Here is a 19,883-nt window from a genome sequence, read left to right on the forward strand (position 1 = left end):
CCGGACCCGGGCCTCCCCCACGCCGAGCCAGGCCGCCATCCGCCGGTAGCCGAACCGCGGCACCTGCGGTGACGCCGCCAGCAGCCGCTCGGCCAGAGTCTGGTCCGCAGCCGGCTGGCGAAGCGCATAGCCCGCAATTCGCCGGCTCAGGCACAGGTAGCGGCAGGCCTTGCGCTGCGACAGTCCCCGACGGGTCAACGCGACCAACGCAGCGCGCCGCCCCGGCGGGGATGTCATTTTTTTCGGACGATCTCCTTCATCCCGTCGATCACCAGCATCTGCTCGGCCACGAGCCGCTTGAGCCGGGCGTTCTCCGATTCCAGATCCTTCAGCCGCCTGGCGTCCGGCACGTCCATTCCGCCGAAGCGGTTGCGCCACCGGAAGAACGTCTGCTCGCTGATGTTGTGCTTCTTGCACAGTGCCTTGATCGGTGCCGTGCCTGCCTCGGCTTCCCGCAGGTTCGCGATGACCTGCTCATCGGTGAAACGCTTCTTCATGAGTTCTCCTTGTCTGTCGAGGGTAGAGAACTCACCTCCCGGGCGGCTACATGATTCGTCTCAGGTCAGGATCCTGTGCAAGATGGAGTCTGGAGCAAAGGCTGCCGAGGTGTGCGACAAGTACGCAATCAACGAAGCTGGCGTATTGCGTCTAGAGAGCGAAATGCCCCAGCACTGGGGTCTCCGAATTGCGCCGCACGAAGGATATCGAGGCCGACTTGGCCCGGCTCAAGCAGTTGTATGCGGATCGTGCACTGGAACACCAGACGCTGAAGGGCATGCTGTCGCGAAAGCAGTGATCCAAACGCGATGACTGAAGCTGAGCCCGACGATGCTGATGGCCCACGGGCTGAGCGTCCGGCGCGGCAACCATACGCAGAGCCTGCCGCGCTCTTCGCGGCACGGTCGCCTCCGTTGACAGGAAGGTAGCCCGATAATCGCAGCTCACCTGAATGACAACGCAGGTGACGGCTTCGGGCTTCTGTACGTCGAAGCGCTGCGGCCTACCGGCTACGGCAAAATCCGGAGTTGGCAAGTCTGAAGCTGAATCTGATGCGCGTACGCAACAAGCGGCTGTCTAAAGAATCCGCGAGCCGCTGACAACTCCTGAACGCTCCAACCTCATCTGATCGGCGTATGTCATGGCTGACGATTCGAATCTTCGACGCCAACGCCGGCTTCCAAAAAAAGGAGAGGGGGCAGTGCTTCCCCCTCTCCTTTTGACACCGGGGCGCCTCACGGCGCGCCTCCTGACGGCTTCAGGGCGTCCTGACAACGCTCCCGCTTGCCACGGGGACCGACAGGATGTGGTACCTCTACTTGAGGCCCACGTCCGCAGGGGGGTCCTGCGGAGATCACTGCGTGCGATGAGAACAGCGTCGCACGATGGGAACAAGATCTCGAACGTTCGATGCACCCGTTATGGATCGCATCCAAGATTGCGAGTGGGCCTATCTTCACATCATCTGATTACCTGCGGGTTCTTCGCCGAACAATTTTGAATTCGATGTTGCGGAACAACTGACACTGGAAGCGGATCGCGCGAGATATGCATGATAATTACCATCCTTTCAAAGGCTTGCCGCAGAGGATAGTCGCGAGTACCTCTGAAGATCGCCGATCGTATCGATGTCGACCGCCGCTTCCGGAAGCTCGCATCGCGTCATGCGGTGCGGCCATGTCATGAGGACGCGACGCGCGCCGGACTCCCCGTCGAGCGCCATCAGCGCCGGGAACGCCACGGCCGGGAACAGGCAGGGCGGACCGTGCACATCGGCGCAGCGTGAGACGACGATGCCATCCCCGCCGGCTTCGAGATGACGCGCCATCAAAGCCGCATACGACGCTGGCGTCAGTGCGATCTGGTCGGCCATCGCGATGATCACGGACGATGGCGGTGCCGGCATCATCGCCAAGGTGCGAATGCCGTGCGCGATGGAATTTCCCAGCCCCCGAGACCACTCCGGATTGAAATCGGTGGCGACATCCATCCCTTCGACTACGGCGCGAAGTTCGGTCGCATAGGCGCCGAGGACAACAACGACGCGCAGGCCCGTTGCTATCGCGACGGCAGCGCTTCTGGCGAGGATGGGTCGCCCATCAAACCGGGCGATCAGCTTGTTCGATCCAAAGCGCGTGGCACGGCCCGCGGCCATCAGCATGATCCAGGGCCGATCAGGCGGCGCGATCATGGATGGCATGCCGGCCACTGTTAAGCGGCGTGCCATCACCACCGCGCAATGCCGCGACAATCTCGGCAGCGATCGAAAGCGCGATTTCCCTGGGTGTCTCAGCCCCCAGTCGTAACCCTGCCGGCATGTGCGCGAGGTCCGCCCCCGGCTCAAGCCGACACCGCATCTTGTCAGCGCGTTCGCGGGACGCGATCGCGCCGAGATAGAACAACCCGGTTTCCTGCAACACGCGCAGGTAATCGACATCGCGCTCGATAGCGAAGGTCATCACCACTGCTGCCGTGTAGCGGTCGATTTGGACGCGCGAAAGAAGCTGCTCAGGACGTGCCTGCATGACCGCCACACCTGCCACGACAGGGGGCGATGGCGTATCCATCGAGATCATCAATACCTGCCACCCGAGGTACGACACGACGCATGCCAGATCGTCGGCAACGGTATTCCTTCCGATGATCAGGAGACAAGGCGACGGCTGGATCGTTTCGAGCAGCACACGCCTGCCACCGCCGATTGTCACCGTGCGCGCCGGCGTTTCCGGATGACAGGGCAGTGGCGTAAGCCACGCTCTGAACGCAGGGTCGACCACGCCGATATCTGCGCCTGTCCACAGCGAATCGCCGGCCACAATGGCGCGTCGGGGGCGCGGCATCACCGAATCGTTCTCGACGAAGCAGGTCGCCATCGCGGCCGGAATCCGCGCGCCCCAAGCCGCTTGAAGTGCGGCGAAAAAAGCAACATCAGAGGCCGATGACAAGGGCTCAATCAGCACCTCCAACTCGCCGCCACAGCCCATCTCGACAAGGACATCGAGGCCGGAATGCTCGTCGTACTTGGCTATCTCCGCGCGGTCATTTTCGATCACGCGCGCAGCACGCAGCGCGATGTCTCGCTGCGGGCACCCGCCAGACAGCGCGCAGAAGATGCTGCCGTCTTCCGAGATCAACATGCTCGCGCCGGCGCGGCGGAACGCCGGGCCCGACGTCCGCACGATCGTGGCCAGCGCGAATTTGTTGCGCACTCCGCCGGTCGCCAAGTCCGCCAGCGCGGCATGCAGCACCGGAAATTCGCTAGACTCGTTCATTTCAGCCTATGCAGGATCCGGTGGCGATCAATGGTTGTCACGGGCGGGCGCGTTGCGGAACGCATTGAGGCGGGCGGGGGCCTCCCAGTTCGCGTCCTCCGGCTCCCCGGGAAGGCGCAACGGCAAGGAACGAAGACGAAGGCCAGTCGCATTCGCGATCGCGTTGGCAATTGCTGGAATCACTGACGATCCGATGGTCTCACCAGCGCCGGACGGCCCCTGTGCTGACTCCACGAAATGCGCTTCCACCCGCGGCATCGTGTCCATGCGGGTGATGCGATAGTCGGTGTAGTACTGCTGTTGGCATATGCCATCGACGAAGGTGATTTCCGCATAGCGCGCGAGCGCCACGCTGAACCCGACGCTCCCCTCCAACTGGGAACGCAGATTGTCTGGGTTGATGACCGTGCCGCAGTCGATCGCAACCACCACCCGATCGATGGTCCAGCGATGGTCGTGCGAGACCGTGACTTCGACGACGCACGCGCTGAACGAACGGTGCGATGTGGTGACCGCAACGCCACGGCCGCGACGCTCGCCCGGCGCCACCGGCGCCATCGGACGACTCCATTGCGCGCGTTCCGCGACGAGAGACAGACAACCTCGCTCTCTCGCCGATTCCGGAAGATGCATCAGGCGATAATCGACAGGGTCGATACCCGCAGCATTCGCGCACTCATCGATGAACACCTCGTTCGCGAAACCGTTGTGCAGTGTCCCTCCGAAACGCGTGGGTGAAGCGCGGTAAGGGATCTCCGGCGAGTGCAATCCGACGCGATAGTTCGGCCATGCGTAGGCTATGTTGACCGAGGATTCCACCGACATGAAATCGATGCCGCGTTCGTCGACCATCCCGTGCGCCATCAGGGTTCCCTTCAGCATCGACTGCCCGGAAATCCGATGCTCGACTGCCAGCATCCGACCATCACCGTCCAGCGCGCTGCGTATGCGATGCGCGTAGGCGGGGCGATAGAAGCAACTGGTCACCATCAAGTCGTCCTCGCGGCTGTAGCAGAGCTTCAGCGGCGTAGTGAGCTTGAGGGCGCGGATGGTGGCCAGGCATTCCAGCCACGGTGTGGCTTCCGGTCCGTACCAGCGGCCAAAGCTGCCACCCAGCCTGAAGTTGTGCGCGATCACCGTATCCGGCGGCACACCAAGTGCCTGCGCGATATTGATGCTGTCGAACCCGAAGACCTGAGAGCCACCCCACAGTTCAACGCGGTTCTCGCCCAATTGCATGATGCACGACACGGTTTCCATCGGCGCATGCGCATGGAACGGTACCCAGTATTCGCCCTCCAGAACTTGGGCGGCCGACGAGAAGGCCCGCTCAGGCTCTCCCCGCACGAGCGCGTCGTCCCCGGGCGTATCCAGGAGCCCGCGCAGCGTGACCTTGATCTTGTCCGATCCCAGCCTGACCGACAGCGCATCGTCCCACTCGATTTTCAGGCGTTTTCGGCCTTCGAAGGCGCACCAGAAATTGTCCGCGACGACAGCCACGCCATAAGGCGCGACATCCACGACATGGCGTACTCCCGGGAACGCGCACGCCCCGCTCGCGTCGAACGAAGTCACCTTGCCCCCAAGTCTCGACGGCCTGGCGATCACGGCGACCAGCATGTCAGGCAGATGGACATCCTGCGGATATCGCTCCTGCCCGTGGATCTTCGCCTCTGTGTCGATGCGCGGGAAGTGCTTGCCGATGTAGGTGTAGTCCTGCGGGGACTTCGGTGTCGCGTCGACAGGTTCCGGTTCGACCATGACATCATCGGCGATGTCCCCGAAGCGCAGGTACCGGCCGCTCACGGGATCGATGACTCGACCCCGCTCGATACGGAGCATTCCCGCATCGACGCACAGACGCTTCGAAGCTGCGGACAGGATCATCCTGCGCATCCCCGCACCCGCCATCCGGTACATCATGAAGGACGACTGCATCCCCGTATTGCCGCCCGTTCCTTGCATCCCTCCCATCAGGACATTGCCGTAGACGGCCTGGAATCCTGCTTCGGAAGGCGCCATCTCGACCCGAATCTGGCTTGGGTCGGCATCGATCTCATCAGCGACGAGCGTGGCGTGCCCGGTATGGATGCCCTGCCCCATCTCGAGCGTCTTGCTGATCACGGTGACGGTGTCGTCCGGGTTGATCCGGATGAACGCCAACGGCATGGACGGGTGAGGAAAGACAATGGTGTCCTGGGATTCTTCATTCATGGCGTTCTCCCTCCGTGGATGTACACCGGCTCCCCGAAAGGCTGACGGAAGCGACATGGATGGCCGCACGGATCCGCTGGTAGGTCGCGCATCGGCAGAGGTTGTGCCGCATCGCGATGTCGATGTCGGCGTCCTCCGGCTCGGGGCACGTGCTCAGCAGCACGCTGGCGCTATTGATCTGCCCAGGCTGGCAGAATCCACACTGCGCGACATCCATCGATTTCCACGCATCGAACAGAGCTTCGGCCACGGCGCCATGCTGACCTTCGATGGTCACCACGGAGGTCCCGTCGACCTCAGCGACCATCGTCTGGCAGGCATGGGCCTGCGCGCCGTCGATCACCACGATGCAGGCACCACACACCCCGTGGCCGCATCCGTACTTGGTCCCAGTGAGCCCCAGATAGTCGCGCAGGAACCACAACAGGGGCATGTCTCCGGGAATGTCCTGCGGGACCGTTATGGCATTGCCGTTGATCAGGAAGGTCATTGCGATATTCCCGTCTCGTTCGTCGATCCACGAAGGAATGCGTGCAGTGCACAATGTAATTCTGGATCCAACTGTCGGCGCAGCCGAAGAGTTTTCTATACGAGAACTAATTTTTCACATAAACCGGACGGGATTCCTCAAGCATCAGCCAAGCCCCCTCCAGCTAGCCGTGAGCGGTGATTCGTTCCTCTCGTCGGCGCCCGTTTGCCGCCTCCATGCCACCAGACAGCAGATCCATCAGCCTCTTCACCTTGTCACAGTGGCGGCGACTCGCCGGATAGAGCGCGGTAACGGGCCGCACGTTGACCCAATCCGGGAGCAGACATTCGAGACGGCCGTGCGCCATTGCTCGAGCAACCGCAATTTCCGGTGCCAGAACGATGCCGAGCCCCCTGTCGGCTGCATCAAGCAGTACCTGCAAGTTGTTGCTGCACAGCCGATCGCGTGGAACCGCCCGACAGTTCCTCGTCGCCGACTCCAACTCCCATCCATCGTGTAGCCGCGATTCGGTCAATCCATAGTGCGTCGTCAACTCATCAGGGCAATCGGGTCGACCAAATTGCCCGAGATATTCCGGGCTGGCGTAGAGCCGGTAACTCAGATCGCCGAGCCGACGCGCGATCCAGCGGGAATCCCGTGTTTCACCGACGTGAACGGCGATGTCGAATGCCTCGAAATCCCGACTGATCAACTCCTGGACATCGGCCATGACACCATTGACGCCGAGCCTGACCGACGGAAAGCTTTCGGCGAACTGTGAGAGGACGGATGAGAAGACCAGATCGCCCAGGAGCGCGGGCATGACGACGCTGAGTCGCCCGTCCATCTGGTGATTGCCATCGATCACGCAGGTCTTCGCGGCTTCGGCGAGATCGATGATCTGCACGCACTTGGCGTAATAGAGACCACCCAACTCACTGAGGCAGACTTTCCGGGTGGATCGGTCGAACAGCAGGACACCGAGCTTTCGCTCCATGTCGCTGATGCGGCGACTGACCGCCGATTTCGCGACACCCAGCCGCAGCGCGGCCTCCGTGAAACTGGAATGCCGGACTACCGTCACGAACGTCATCATGTCAACAATTTCGATCACAACACCTCCTTGGCATCGCCTCAAGTGTTTTCGGTTATCCGCCTCTTCAACAGGTTGCGCGTACTGCCGACCTGCACGCACATGCCAGGGCAGCGAGAACCGAACCCTGCCAACGGCCGGAATTCCTCTCAGCACTCACTACCCAAGAACACTTATCGCCTGCTCCAGGCGAATCCCTTCAGATGAGCGCGTCCGTTGACAACGCCGGCGCTGCGACATGTAGCACCATCTTTCCCCTTGCACTCCGGGTCTCGCCCAGCCGATGCGCCAGAGGCGCATCCGCGAGCGCGAACTCCTCACCGACCATGACGTTGAGCCGCCCACTCTCAACCCGCTGGGCGAGTTCGTGCAGGACACTCCCATCGGGCCAGGTGAAGATGAAAGCGCTCCGTACACCCGCCCGTTCCGCGCGCCCAGGCGCAGGCGGCACAGCCGTGGCGACGAGCAAGCCCCCTGGCTTCAGCAGCGCCCATGAAGACTCCTGCACATCGCCACCGATCGTGTCCAGCACCACATCAACGCCACGGACATGGTCTTCAATCGGACCACTTCGATAGTCGATGACCGTGTCGGCACCGAGTCCGGCAACGAACCTCATGCCGGCACCACTGGCGATGGCGATCACTTCTGCACCGGCATTGTGCGCGAGCTGGACCGCCACGCTGCCCACCGCGCCGGCTGCACCGTGGATCAGCACGCGCATTCCACGTTTGACCTGCGCTGTCTCTACCAGCGCCGCCCATGCCGCTTGTCCCGACATCGGAAGAGCCGCCGCTGCCGCGAAGCACATCGTGCTCGGCTTGCTGGCAGCCTGAGAGGCATCCACCACAACATACTCGGCGTATGCCCCGCCCCGATCGAGCTCGCTGTAGAAGAAGACATCATCGCCTGCCCTGAACGATTTCACGTTGCTGCCCGCGAGGGTTACCGTTCCAGCTGCCGCCCACCCGAGGGTGAACGGGAAGCGCCGCTTTCCCCACTGAGGCAACAGCCCCGCCCTGATCTTCCAGTCGATTGGATTGACACCGGCGGCGACGACCCGGACCAGAATGTCGTTCACCCCGCAATCCGGGATGGGAACCTCTCTCAATTGCATCGCTTCGACACCGCCGTGAGCAAGAATCTGGATGGCCTTCATTCGTCTCTTTCCTGCTCGCCCCATAGCCAAAACATAGTGAACTTCTCATTCATGCAGAACAGACAGGAGTAAAATTCTTCTTTGCAATTGACGACAGAATCGAACAAGCAGTCTCCGCCAATGGAAGTCAAGGGACATTTTTCCAGCCTCCAGGACATCGCGATGTTCGTCGAGGTTGCGCGAACTCACAGCTTCAGCAGGGCGGCAGAGAACCTCGGCCTGTCTGCAGCTACGCTTTCTCGGCACATCAGCGCACTCGAGAAGACGACGAACATCCGCCTCTTCAACCGGACGACACGTCGGGTTGAACTCACGAACGCGGGCGAGCGCTATTTCGAGCGCTGCAGCAAGCTCATCGAAGACGCGGAACAGCTGAAAGATGCACTGCTGCTCGAAGGCAGCAGCCCTTCCGGGCTGCTTCGCACCACCATGCCCGTCGACCTCGGCATCATCGTCCTGTGCCCAATCCTGACCTTGTATGCGAGGCACTATCCCTCCGTGCGTTTCGAGATCGACCTCTCGCCGCAGCATCGCGATCTGCTTGGCGACAAGTACGATCTCTCGTTCCGGATCGGCCCCGTGCACCAGGAGAACCTGATCTCCCGGCGCGTCGGCTGGATCGAACAGCGGTTGTTCGCAGCACCCGGATACCTCAAACGCCACGGCGCCCCGTCCCAGCCCTCGCAACTGGCGGACCACGACTGCATCTTCGTCGGCCCCGGAAAGAAATCGACCACCTGGCACTTCGAACAAAACCGGTCCCAACCGACGGCGGTGAAGGTCAGCGGACGTTTCGCTGTCAACAATCACGGCCTGATGCGCACCCTGGCCGAGCTTGAGATGGGCATCGCCACGTTGTCGCCAACGCTGAGCCGCGAATCGATTCATGCGGGCCGCCTGGTTCCGGTGCTGCCGGACTGGGAGCTGCCTTCGCTTCCGGTACATGCCGTGACAACGTCCCGCCAACACACCGCTGGCGTGAAAGCCCTGATCGACTTCATCACGGATCGTTTCAGCGTCACATGACGGCCTGTCTCCGCGGACGGTTTTCCCCTGAGCACACCGATGATGCATCGCGCCGGCGATCCGGTGAACGTTGTAGTTCGCATCAGCCGAGCCACTCTAAGCATGCACCGGCAGCGCGGCATCGTAGACAATCAGATCGCAGGCGGCCTTGTAGGCTTCCCGCAACCGACCTCTCCTTGTGAATCCCAAGTCGCCGAGCAAAGGATGTACTCGCTGATCCGAGGTCGGTGCGAACGTGTAAATCTTCGTGGCCATGTGCTCACTGGCGATGTTCCGAGCTCGTTGTGCAATAGCTGACAACGAGGCCCGGTCTCCCAAATATGGGTCGAGCTTGACCGCGCACGCTCTGCCGACCTCTCCGCGCTTGAGCGTCAAAACGCCTGCCCCTCTGATCGCGCCAAGCCGATCCTTCGTCACCAAGATCACCTTCCCTTTGGTCTCGACATCGAGACCTCGATCGCTCCCGCGAATCATCGCCTCGACGAAATCTCCGCCCACATCGTTATGCCAGCCGGCGTAATGCTCAGAAATCAGTGAGGAGAATGCGGACTTTTCAGCCACCGTATCCAGAAGGTGCACGTCGACGTCGACGTCTGGCGCCTGGAGAAGCATCCGCGCGATCGAGTGCTCCTGCGGCGCAGGCGCTTGAAAGAGCAGTCCGTAGACCACCTCGGTGCAGTCTGTCATGTACTGGTTCGGCAATCGCGCCTCTTCCTGGAACTTCAGACTGGTGAAGAGTCCACAGGCGGCGGCGTTTTCCCGAGCGGCTGTGCAATACACTTTGCGCGCCCCGATAGCACACGCGAGATCGAGCGCCTCTTTTATCAGTCGTCGTCCAAGTCCTTGCCGGGCATTGACCGATGAAACCGCAACCGTATTGATCTTCAATGCGCCACCACGCTTCCAGACGACCGATGTCATGGCAATCGGAACACGACCGTCGCTCAACACGAGCAGTTGACGCCATCTGGAAAGGAAGCCGTAGGGATCGACACCGTCGCCCAGCGCACCATATTGCGCCGTCGCCCATCCTCTCTTGTGCCCCCCGTAGAAATTCCCAAGTTCCTGCGTCAGATCGTCGATCGCCTCACAATCCTGCGCGTGATAGCGTCTGATCTGCGGGTCGCCGAATACATACCGCACACCCCCTTGGTGCGGGGAAAGCACGCTACGTCGCGTGTCTTTCCCGAGTCGATCCGCCCTGTACTCTGTGACGAGCCGCGCAATTGCCTCCCGCAGACCACGATCCACGGAAGTGCGCTCGCTTTCGCCCAGCGTCGAATAGGGCGCCATCGAATCTTCGAGCACGAGAAGTCCGTCCAAGGGGCTCCCATCTGGTGAGAACTCGCCATCCGTGGTAAAGCGCGCTCGATGGTGGACAATCGTGACGTAGATCCGGCCGCTCGGCATCGCCAGTGCCAGGGCATTCTTGATATGGCCGGTACGGCGATGCAGAGGAACAGTGTCGAGCAATGACCGGTATGCGGCGAAGATTTCCTGCGGCGTGCCTTCACCACCTGTCGATCCCACCTTCTTGATGAACGCACCGGGCCCTGGCAGGTGATCGAAGTACAGCCCCATGTCCCATCCCAGCGCTGGGCAACCGAAAGCACGCGAGAATGCAACTGCCTTCTCGATGGCATTGGCAGATTCATTGCCCACTTCGGCGACATCCGGCTCATTCCCCGACGATCGACCCGCATTGACGACGAGGTGCCAGTCCGTGGGATCCATCAGACGCAGGATGCGTCGCTTCTTCTCGTCGCTTGTGGTGGCGAGCGCCACCCGCCCGAGCAACGCCAGCGAAATCGTCGATGGCATGGTCATGTGCATGTCCCTCCGATCCTTCGTCCCGAACCCAATGTGATGAGACCGCAAGATGCCGATATCCCCGCATTCTCCGGGATGAGCGCATCCAACCGTTCGGCGACCGGGATTGTCGTTCTCACCTCATCGCACGGCACGCGCGCCCTTCAGGCGTGAAGACACACGCTTGGCGCAAGTGCTTCAAGGCCACGACGAACCATCACGGCGACACCCCATGAAAAACGCCAGCGACATCAGTACCAAGGGCACGATTTGTTCCGGCTCTCCCTTCGCAACCACGGCACAATGCATCTGCGCGACTCGAACTCCCCGCCGAGGAGACAGAACTGCATTCCCGGCAGCGTCGAACGTATCTGGGCTGCCAGTTTCCCACCGATTCCACACGTGCAAGTTCCGGTTGGATGAACTGAGTTTCTTTCGTCCAGCAACACGCTCGTCGCAGGCAATCCGACGGCTGACTTCCCGTGCCAGCCCATGAGTGTGGCGCCTCCCCTTGAGCTTGCAGGCTTTTGAAAAGTCGCCTGCTGGCGCAGGCCAGGGACGGCTGCGACGACGAAACAAGCACGTAACCGATTGGTTCGTCGCGAGCGAGTCCCGACAAAGGGGATCAGGGAAATCGTTTCAACAACCTGCAATGGACTTTGCAATTCTTTGCACTTCGCCCAATCATCGCGAAACATGGGGCGTCCAGATTGTGCGCCACGACGAAACGCAATCCGTGTTTCGCGACACGAGGACACCGCCATGAACACATGCCCTGAAAATACCGAACCCAGTGCGACGCGTGCGGCGCCACCGACGTCCACACCGGATGAGGCGTCCCGCGGCGGTTGCCGCCGCCGCTGTGCCGACAGGCGCCGTCCGCGCCGGCGCTGGCCGATCGGCCTTGGCGTGCTGACTCTGGCACTGGTCCTCGCGGCCATGGCCTGCCACGGGCACGGTCCGCATCACGGTTTCGGCGGCCCGCGTTTCAGCGAGGCACAGGTGGAGCGCATGGTCGACCACGTGGTGACGGATGCCACTGACGCCCAGAAGGCGCAGGTGACGGCCATTGCCCGGGACACTTACCGACAGATCGCCCCCATGCAGGCACAGGCCGATCAGGCGCGCAAGCAGTTGGTTGCACTGCTGTCCGCACCGAAGATCGACCGTGTCGCACTGGAAGATCTCCGCGTTAGCCAGTTGGCGCTGGCCGACCAGGCATCGCGGATCACCAGCACTCATCTGGCTGATGCTGCCGAAGTGTTGACCCCCTCCCAGCGTACCGAACTCGCTCAGAAGTTCGAGCGCCATTTCGAGCCCTGAGCCGTGCAGGCTTCCGAATCGGGTATGCATCAAGTACTCATGATCGAGGACGACCATCGCCTTTCGGCGATGGTCGTCGCGTATCTCGCGAAGAACGGGTTCTCGGTCACGCCGGTCGAGACCGCTGCCGCTGGACTGCAGCGGTTGCAGCAACCCACCTCAGCCGGGATCGCATTGGTGCTGCTGGACCTGATGCTGCCCGACGCCGATGGCCTGGATGTCTGCCGCGCGATCCGCCGGCTGCCCGGTCATGCCGCAAACCTGCCGATCCTGATGCTCACGGCCAAGGGCGATCCGATGGACCGCGTGGTCGGTCTGGAACTCGGTGCAGACGACTACATCGCCAAGCCGTTCGAGCCACGCGAACTGCTCGCGCGCATGCGCGCCGTGCTGCGCCGTCGTCCGGAACAAGCGACCGCCCCCGCGGATGTCCTGCCGTTCGGCCGTCTGATCATCGACAAGGGCGCGCGCCAGGTGCGCCTGGACGGCGACGTGCGCCCGCTGACCGCCTACCAGTTCGATCTGCTGCTGGCACTGGCGGAACGCGCGGGGCGAGTCCTGTCGCGGGACGTCCTGCTGGATGTAGTGAAGGGCGGGACGCTGGAAGCCTTCGACCGCTCGATCGACGTGCATATCGCGCGTCTTCGTCAGGTGCTGGAAGAAGATCCCAAGCACCCCAAACGCATTCTCACCGTACGAGGGGCCGGCTATGTCTTCGCGAAAACGCAGGATCAAGACGACCCGACGGCCCACGCCTGAAGGACGGCCACGCTGGACACAACGGCTGTGGTGGCGCGTCTACCTCGCCGTGCTCGGTGGCCTGCTCCTTTCGGCGCTGCTGCTGGCCTTCGCGGCCCGAACGCAGCGCAGTCGGTGGGACATCCTTCCGTCATCGGGGCTGGGCGCGGTGGCGACCGCCCTGTTGCCGCCCGCTTCCGCCGATGTCCTGATGCAGAGGAACGCCCTCCTCCACTGGCGGCGGGAACTGCGGGTCGACATGACGCTCTATGCGCCCGATGGCCATCTGATCGCCACGTCCACGGCCACGCCGCCGGGCCACGGCATCACGCCACCGATGGCGGAACATCGCGTGAAGCTCGCCGACGGCCGGGCCCTGCTGCTGCGCCCCGTCCTGGGCGGGTCGCCATGGGGCGTACTGTTCGTACCGCTGTCCATCCTGTTGGCCGTGGCACTGGTCGCCTATCCACTGACGCGCCGGATCACCAGACGGCTGGAGCGGCTCCAGAGCAGCGTGGAAACCTTCGGCTCGGGCGAACTCGGCAGCCGCGTGGCGGTGGAAGGACATGACGAGATCGCGCGCCTTGCGCAGAGCTTCAACCTCGCCGCCGCCAGGATCGAGACACTTCTGCGCGCACAGAAGGATCTGCTCGCCAATGCTTCGCACGAACTGCGATCCCCGCTGGCGCGCTTGCGCATGGCAGTCGAACTGCTGGACACCGCAGCGCAACCGGCGCTGGCCGAGGAACTCTCGCGCAACGTCGGCGAACTCGACACGCTCATCAGCGAACTGTTGCTGACCAATCGCCTGGATGCGGCCTCGGCCAGCATCGAGCATGTCCCCGTGGATCTCGCAGCCCTGGCCACGGAGGAGTGCGCGCGCGTCGGTGCGCCCCTGCACACCGCTCCCTGTGGCGTGCACAGCGATGCCCGCCTGCTGCGGCAGCTGATACGCAACCTCCTGGAGAACGCCCAACGCTACGGCATCGCCGGCACGACCGAGCTGCACATCGAGCGCCACGGCGAACGGGTAATCCTTGACGTTCTCGACCGCGGCCCGGGCATCCCCGAAATCGAGCGTGAACGCATCTTCGAGCCGTTCTACCGCATGCCCGGCCATCGGGAACGCGACGGCGGCGTGGGCCTGGGCCTGAGTCTGGTCCGGCAGATCGCGCGATCGCTGGGCGGCGATGTCCGCGTCCTGTCGCGAGCAGGCGGCGGCACATGCTTCCGTGTGGATCTGCCGCAAGAGGGCGCGGAAGGCGACCGACCCGCCTCGTGAGCGGTCGGCGCCGGAGTCGTCGCCGCGGAAATCCCTGCGTACCATGACCATCAGCGCTGCGGACGGGTCTCGTGCTGCGATGGCCGGGCACCATGCCGCACCAGCCCCGCATTCGCGGCCAGGATGATCGCGGTGCCGATCATCGTGTCACGATCGATCTCCTCGCCCATCATGAAAAAGCCGATCGTCAGTGCGATCGGCAATTGGACGAAACTGATCGGCGTCAGCACGGACACCTCGCCGAGCCGCATGGCACGGACCCAGAGCAGATGGGCGGCCGTCCCCAATACGCCGACGGCGCCTGCCCACAGCCACGCAAGACCGTGCGGCCACGTCCAGGTGAACAGTGCGGGCCCAAGCGAGAGCGGCACCCAGAGCAACGTGGTGACCGCCACGACGCGATCGCCGGGCTCGGTGCGCAGCAGACGCTTGATCTGGATCGACACGAAGGCGAGGAGCACGGCGCCGGACAGGGCGACGAGGATGCCGCTGTCGATGCCGACCGCACCCGGGCGCACGACCATCAGCACTCCCGAGAATCCGAGGATGACCGCTGACCAGCGCGCGACGCCCACCCGTTCGTGCAAAAGCACCAGCGCACCCAGGGCGGCGAACAGCGGCGTCGAGTAGGCCAGTGCGATCGCCTGTGCAAGCGGGAGATGCCCGATCGCCCAGCAACTGCAGAACATCGCCAGCACGCCGGTGATGCTGCGTTCGAGGTACCGTCGCTGCGACATCGCCCGGAAGATCGCCCGCCGGTCGGTGGAGACCAGCGGAAGCACGACGGCCAAGCCGAAGAAGTTGCGGAAGAAGGCGATCTCGAAAGCGGACATCGACACGGATGAAAGCCTCGTCGCCACCGTCATCATGCCGTACAGGCAAGCGCTGCAGAGCATCAGCAGCGCGCCGCGGGTGTGTGGGTTCATGCCGGATCCTTGGCGAGTAAATATGACGTGTGGACCGCGGTCTGCGGGAGCAGCCCACGATCGGACGATCGCGACAGGATGCCCCGCCACCACTGACCGGAACCGGATGCCGGTCGCATCCCGGCGTCGAACTCACACTTCCGGATTCACCGGTCTGACGTGTCGCCCACTTCGCGTCGGCACCGCGCCGCTTCCGTCCGGATGCGTCGGTACACTTCCTCGCGATGCACGGCCACCTCCTGCGGGGCTTCCACGCCGATCTGCACTTGCGCGCCACGCGCGCCGAGCACGATGATCGTGACGGAATCCCCGATGCGCAGCTTTTCGCCGATACGCCTTGTCAGGATCAACATCGACCCACTCCTTTGCCAGTTTCTTGCCTGTCGATATCGCCACGGCGCACATCCCGCTCCGCCTGGCATCTTCGTACGCATCGCCTCCGCGCTACGGCGGTTCGGCGCTGTCCGCATGGTCGTCCGTCTCGTGATCGCACCGATCCGGACGCCGCCCGCTCCAGCCAACCTGGCGATCGGCATCCGGCGGCTTGCGAATCAGAAGAACCGCACTGGACACCGGCGTCCGCGTAGCACTTCGAGTGGTCACGAGACATCGCCTTCGTCCTGCGCATGCAGCGTCAGCGGCAACCGGGTCAACCGCTGTCCGGTGGCGTCGAAAATCGCGTTCGCCAGTGCCGGCACGACCGTGCTTCCGGGCACCTCACCGGTGCCTTTCGCGGTGGCATCGGAAGGCATCAGATGCACATCGACCCGGGGCATCTGGAAGATGCGTGCGATCCGGAAGGTGTCGAAGTCGCGTTCGACCACAGCACCATCGCGGAACGTGATCTTCCCGTAGAGCCCTGCGGCGAGCGCCCAGGCAGTGGCGCTGTGCGCCTGCGCGATCACGGCGTCGGCATCGGTCACGTGCCCGCAGTCCAGCGCCGTCACCACGCGGTCAACCACGATCTCATCGTCCGGCGTGACCGTGACCTCGACCACCGACGCAGCAAACGAGCGATGCGTCGGCACGATGGCCACGCCGCGTCCACGCCGTTCGCCTGGCCGGCCGGGCGACAGCCCCCTCGACCAACCCGCCCTGTCTACCACCAGGTCCAGCACCGCCAGCGCCAGTGGGTTGTCCCGCAGCAGCGCCCGGCGATAGCCCACCGGATCGTGCTGCGTGCTCCTCGCGACGTGGTCAAGCATCGACTCGACGGCGAAGCCGTTGTGGAACGCACCGGAGGAGCGCAGCCACGAGGTGTTGATCGGTGCGTCGCGCAGCGTGTACTGCATCAGCTCGCTGTCCACGGCGTAGGGCTGGTCGATGCCTCCCTCGACCGCAAAGATGTCGATCCCCGGCGTCGATCCCGTGGCGGCGCTCCTGCCCATCACCGGCTGGCCGGCGACATGGTGTTTCCAGACTGTCAGATGGCCTGTCGCGTCCCAGCCAGCCTCGATGCGGTGCGCATACGCCGGCCGGTAACTGCTCTGCGCGGAGGCGATGTCCTCCTCGGGCGTCCAGACCACCTTCAGCGGCCGGCCGTCGCCGATCGCGCGGGCGATCCGGACCGCCTCGATGTGTGCCAGCGTGTTGGGCTGCGCGCGGCGACCGAAACTGCCGCCGTCGTTGATCATGTGCAGTTCGATCTGATCCGCACCGAAGCCCAGCTCGCGCGCGAGCGACAACGGGTCCAGCAGTTGCATCTGCGGCCCGCCCCAGACTTCGCAACGATCCGCGTCCACACGCACGATGCAACTCGTCGGCTCCATCGTGACATGTGTGTAATGGGGCACGAAGAATTCCAGTGCCGCGCGCCCTCGCGCCGCCGACAACGCCCCGTCCACGCCCCCCTTGCGGCTGGCGACAGCGCCGTCGCCCCGGGTCGCTTCCAGCAGTTCCGCGCGTAATTGCGCCGTGGAGAACATGGAGACATCGCGGATATCGCAGTCGATCTTCAGCGCGTCGCGTCCCCGCCTGGCACTCCAGAAGTCGTCGGCCACCACGGCGATGCCCGTGGGCACCTGCACGACATGGCGCACGCCCGGCATGCGCAGCGTCGCGGACGCATCGAAATCGGCGATGCCGACGCCAAGGCGCATCGGTCGCGCGACCAGCGCTACGCGCATGTCCGGGAGCCGGAGATCGATCGGGAACGCCGCCGTCCCCGTCACCTTGCCCGTGCCGTCCACCTGCAGCACCGATTGCCCGATCAGCGAGAATGCCTTGAGGTCCCGCAGCGCGACCGCCTTGGGAATCGGTTGTCGCGCTGCGGCTTCGGCCAGATCACCGAGCGCAGCGCGATGTCGCGTCCCGGGCACGGAGACGGTACCGTCCCGGATGTCGACGGTCGCAACAGGCACGCCCCAGGATTTGGCGGCCGCATCGATGAACATGCGCCGCGCCGCGGCGCCCGCCTGCCGATACATCAGCCATGAGGATTGCGATCGTGATTGTGTCCTGCCCGGCACCGCGTTGCCGCTGAAGAATGTCTCGGCTCGGTTGCGCTGTTCCACCGGCGCGCGCTCGACACGGATCCGGTTCCAGCGCGTCCCGAGCTCTTCCGCTACCAGGGCCGTGAGCACCGCCTGGATGCTGCGGCCCATGTCGCGATGCGTGGAGGTCACCGTCACCATCCCGCGAGCGTCGATCCGGATCAGCCCCACCGGTTCCGGAAGAGACTGTTCGGCGATCGCGTCCTCGTCGTCGCCGGCGAGGACCACCGACAACGAGAATGCCGATTCGCTGCCATGGCCTTGCCTGGACGTATTGACGAACGTGAGCGCGTTCATGGGGATTCCTCCTCTCGCAAAGCTTCGGCGGCACGATGGATCGCCTCGCGGATACGCACATAGCTGCCGCAACGGCAGAGGTTGCCGCCCATCGCGAGGTCGATGTCCGCGTCGGAAGGCGCTCGATTGCGGCTGAGCAACGCGGTGGCGGCCATCACCTGCCCGGACTGGCAGTAGCCGCACTGGGCGACGTCAAGCCCCATCCAGGCGATCTGTACCTGCCGGCCGACAGGGTCCGCCTCGACACCTTCGATCGTCGTGACCCGCTTTCCATCCGCTTCGATCGCCTTGATCCGGCATGCACACGTCGGTGCGTCGTCGATGAGGACGGTACAAGCGCCGCACGCACCACTGTCGCATCCATATTTCGTTCCTGTCAGGCCGATGTGGTCGCGCAGCACCCACAGCAGTGGAATGGTCTCGTCGACATCAAGCCTGATCATCCGATCGTTCACCCGCATCGTCAACGAATGCATCGCACGTCTCCCGTGATGGCACGAGAGCGTGGAATGCCCGTTGCCGTGGCGCATCGCGATCGCGTCATCGCAGCGCGTCTGGCGTCCGGCGAGAACCGGCGCACGGCATGCGCGCATCGATCATCAAATGGAACGCGCTTGTCTCCTCTGTTCATATGCCCCCCTGTGGGTCATGAATGTTTCTCTTGATCGTCTTCTTCCAGCGCCCGCTCGATCCGCCGATCCGGGACGAGCCACATCGCCGCGACCCCGATATAGAGCATCAGGGACACGCGCGGCGCCCATGCCGCCAGCGGAATCGCAGCCGCGTAGATGCCGATGGATCCGCGTGCCTTCCAGTCGTTCCCCAACTCCCGCTCCAGCGCACCCAGTTGCCCATTGCGTTTCACGATCGCCAGTTGGAGCACGTAGTAACCGACCCCCGACATCATCAGCACGCTTCCGTACACCGCCATCGGGAGCGGGGACGACTGGGTTTCGTCCATCCATGCGGTCGCGAAGGGAATGAGCGACATCCAGAACAGGAGATGCAGGTTCGCCCAGAGGATCGCGCCACTGACATGCCTGCACGCAGCGATGAGGTGATGGTGGTTGTTCCAGTAGATGCCGACGTAGACGAAGCTCAACAGATAACTCAACAGCACCGGCACGATGGCGAGCAGATCGCGCAGGCCGGTGCCTTCCGGCGTCTTCATCTCCAGCACCATGATCGTGATGATGATCGCGATCACGCCGTCGCTGAATGCCGCCAGTCGTTCGTTGGTCATGGCCTTGCCCATGCACGCCCCTCCCGCCCCTGGTCGTCGTCTCGTTGCGCATGCGGGTGTCGCGTGCGCGCCCATCCGCTGCTGCTCATTGCACCGTGATCCGATAGGTGACGCTGCCCGACTGCCCCGGTGCCAGCGTGCCCACGTACGTCCAGTCGATCGCTCCCGCCGCGCCCACCGCAGGCTGCTGCGTCACGCTGCAGCCCGTCAGGTCCGCCGGCAGCGGTGCCCCGCACGATGCCGACACGTACTGCGTGTACGCAGGCGTCGCGTCGTGCACCACCAGCGTCCCGATCGACTCCGGGCCGTTGTTCCGGAACGTCACCTCGTACTCCAGCACGTCGCCCGTCCGCGCCTGGTTGCTCGTCGCATACGCCGTCCCCTGCGTCACGTTCCGCACCCGCTTCGTCAGGCCCAGCGCCGTGTCCGACACCGTCGTCACGTCATGCCGCGTGTACGTCCCGCTCAGCGCTGGACCCGCATTGTCGAACGTGAAGCTCGCCGTCAGCGTCGCGTCGTCCATCGAACCGTTCGCCGCACCCG

17 protein-coding genes and 1 pseudogene are annotated in these 19,883 nt (G+C 63.7%); 4 read left to right on the plus strand and 14 right to left on the minus strand.

The window, feature by feature from the left end:
* The 7 genes and pseudogenes from ACT53R_RS19320 to ACT53R_RS19350 form a co-directional block, all read right to left on the minus strand.
* Positions 1-497: pseudogene (locus ACT53R_RS19320) on the minus strand (transposase); the annotation flags it as partial.
* 1,070 nt (positions 498-1,567) lie between these two features.
* Positions 1,568-2,188 carry a nucleotidyltransferase family protein gene (locus tag ACT53R_RS19325; protein WP_476173547.1) on the minus strand — a complete coding sequence of 207 codons (621 nt, stop codon included), beginning with the start codon at positions 2,186-2,188 and terminating at the stop codon, positions 1,568-1,570.
* The gene (locus ACT53R_RS19330; protein WP_476173548.1) at positions 2,172-3,269 is read right to left on the minus strand and encodes an XdhC family protein; all 1,098 of its coding nucleotides are present in this window, start codon (positions 3,267-3,269) and stop codon (positions 2,172-2,174) included. The genes ACT53R_RS19325 and ACT53R_RS19330 overlap by 17 nt, the downstream gene beginning before the upstream one ends.
* Positions 3,270-3,296: 27 nt before the next feature.
* On the minus strand, positions 3,297-5,483 hold the full coding sequence (locus ACT53R_RS19335) for a xanthine dehydrogenase family protein molybdopterin-binding subunit (RefSeq protein ID WP_476173549.1): 2,187 nt from the start codon (positions 5,481-5,483) through the stop codon (positions 3,297-3,299).
* Entirely contained in the window at positions 5,476-5,973 is a 498-nt protein-coding gene (locus ACT53R_RS19340; protein ID WP_476173550.1) for a (2Fe-2S)-binding protein, read from the minus strand. The genes ACT53R_RS19335 and ACT53R_RS19340 overlap by 8 nt, the downstream gene beginning before the upstream one ends.
* Positions 5,974-6,136: 163 nt before the next feature.
* Positions 6,137-7,048 carry a LysR family transcriptional regulator gene (locus tag ACT53R_RS19345; RefSeq protein ID WP_476173551.1) on the minus strand — a complete coding sequence of 304 codons (912 nt, stop codon included), beginning with the start codon at positions 7,046-7,048 and terminating at the stop codon, positions 6,137-6,139.
* Positions 7,049-7,244: 196 nt separating this feature from the next.
* Positions 7,245-8,204, minus strand: a complete 960-nt coding sequence (locus tag ACT53R_RS19350) for an NADP-dependent oxidoreductase (protein WP_476173552.1) — start codon at positions 8,202-8,204, stop codon at positions 7,245-7,247.
* A gap of 120 nt (positions 8,205-8,324) precedes the next feature.
* On the opposite strand from ACT53R_RS19350, the gene ACT53R_RS19355 reads away from it, so the two are divergent.
* Positions 8,325-9,230 (plus strand): LysR family transcriptional regulator, encoded by a 906-nt coding sequence (locus ACT53R_RS19355; RefSeq protein WP_476173553.1) that lies wholly within the window; start codon positions 8,325-8,327, stop codon positions 9,228-9,230.
* 96 nt (positions 9,231-9,326) lie between these two features.
* Here the strand turns inward: ACT53R_RS19355 and ACT53R_RS19360 are convergent, their stop codons facing one another.
* On the minus strand, positions 9,327-11,063 hold the full coding sequence (locus ACT53R_RS19360) for a non-canonical purine NTP pyrophosphatase (RefSeq protein ID WP_476173554.1): 1,737 nt from the start codon (positions 11,061-11,063) through the stop codon (positions 9,327-9,329).
* A 738-nt stretch (positions 11,064-11,801) separates the two neighbouring features.
* On the opposite strand from ACT53R_RS19360, the gene ACT53R_RS19365 reads away from it, so the two are divergent.
* Genes ACT53R_RS19365 through ACT53R_RS19375 form a run of 3 tightly spaced genes read left to right on the plus strand, consistent with a single transcriptional unit; the run spans position 11,802 to position 14,382 of the window.
* A complete protein-coding gene (locus ACT53R_RS19365; protein WP_476173555.1) occupies positions 11,802-12,362 on the plus strand; it encodes a Spy/CpxP family protein refolding chaperone in 561 nt (186 codons plus the stop codon).
* Between the two features lie 39 nt (positions 12,363-12,401).
* Positions 12,402-13,121 (plus strand): winged helix-turn-helix domain-containing protein, encoded by a 720-nt coding sequence (locus tag ACT53R_RS19370; protein ID WP_476173556.1) that lies wholly within the window; start codon positions 12,402-12,404, stop codon positions 13,119-13,121.
* Positions 13,072-14,382 (plus strand): HAMP domain-containing sensor histidine kinase, encoded by a 1,311-nt coding sequence (locus tag ACT53R_RS19375; protein WP_476173557.1) that lies wholly within the window; start codon positions 13,072-13,074, stop codon positions 14,380-14,382. Before ACT53R_RS19370 ends, ACT53R_RS19375 begins: the two co-directional genes overlap by 50 nt.
* A gap of 50 nt (positions 14,383-14,432) precedes the next feature.
* Here the strand turns inward: ACT53R_RS19375 and ACT53R_RS19380 are convergent, their stop codons facing one another.
* The 6 genes from ACT53R_RS19380 to ACT53R_RS19405 all read right to left on the minus strand — a co-directional run.
* On the minus strand, positions 14,433-15,308 hold the full coding sequence (locus tag ACT53R_RS19380; protein ID WP_476173563.1) for a DMT family transporter: 876 nt from the start codon (positions 15,306-15,308) through the stop codon (positions 14,433-14,435).
* A gap of 146 nt (positions 15,309-15,454) precedes the next feature.
* Positions 15,455-15,661 carry a carbon storage regulator CsrA gene (gene csrA / locus ACT53R_RS19385; protein ID WP_476173558.1) on the minus strand — a complete coding sequence of 69 codons (207 nt, stop codon included), beginning with the start codon at positions 15,659-15,661 and terminating at the stop codon, positions 15,455-15,457.
* Positions 15,662-15,907: 246 nt separating this feature from the next.
* Positions 15,908-18,097, minus strand: coding sequence for a xanthine dehydrogenase family protein molybdopterin-binding subunit (locus tag ACT53R_RS19390; protein WP_476173559.1), 2,190 nt, complete (start codon positions 18,095-18,097; stop codon positions 15,908-15,910).
* The gene (locus tag ACT53R_RS19395) at positions 18,094-18,573 is read right to left on the minus strand and encodes a (2Fe-2S)-binding protein (RefSeq protein WP_476173560.1); all 480 of its coding nucleotides are present in this window, start codon (positions 18,571-18,573) and stop codon (positions 18,094-18,096) included. The genes ACT53R_RS19390 and ACT53R_RS19395 overlap by 4 nt, the downstream gene beginning before the upstream one ends.
* A gap of 170 nt (positions 18,574-18,743) precedes the next feature.
* Positions 18,744-19,352, minus strand: coding sequence for a TMEM175 family protein (locus tag ACT53R_RS19400; RefSeq protein WP_476173561.1), 609 nt, complete (start codon positions 19,350-19,352; stop codon positions 18,744-18,746).
* A 73-nt stretch (positions 19,353-19,425) separates the two neighbouring features.
* Positions 19,426-19,883 (minus strand): hypothetical protein (locus ACT53R_RS19405; RefSeq protein ID WP_476173562.1); only part of this gene is annotated, 458 nt, incomplete at its 5' end.

Source organism: Lysobacter sp. DMC104, assembly GCF_056313665.1.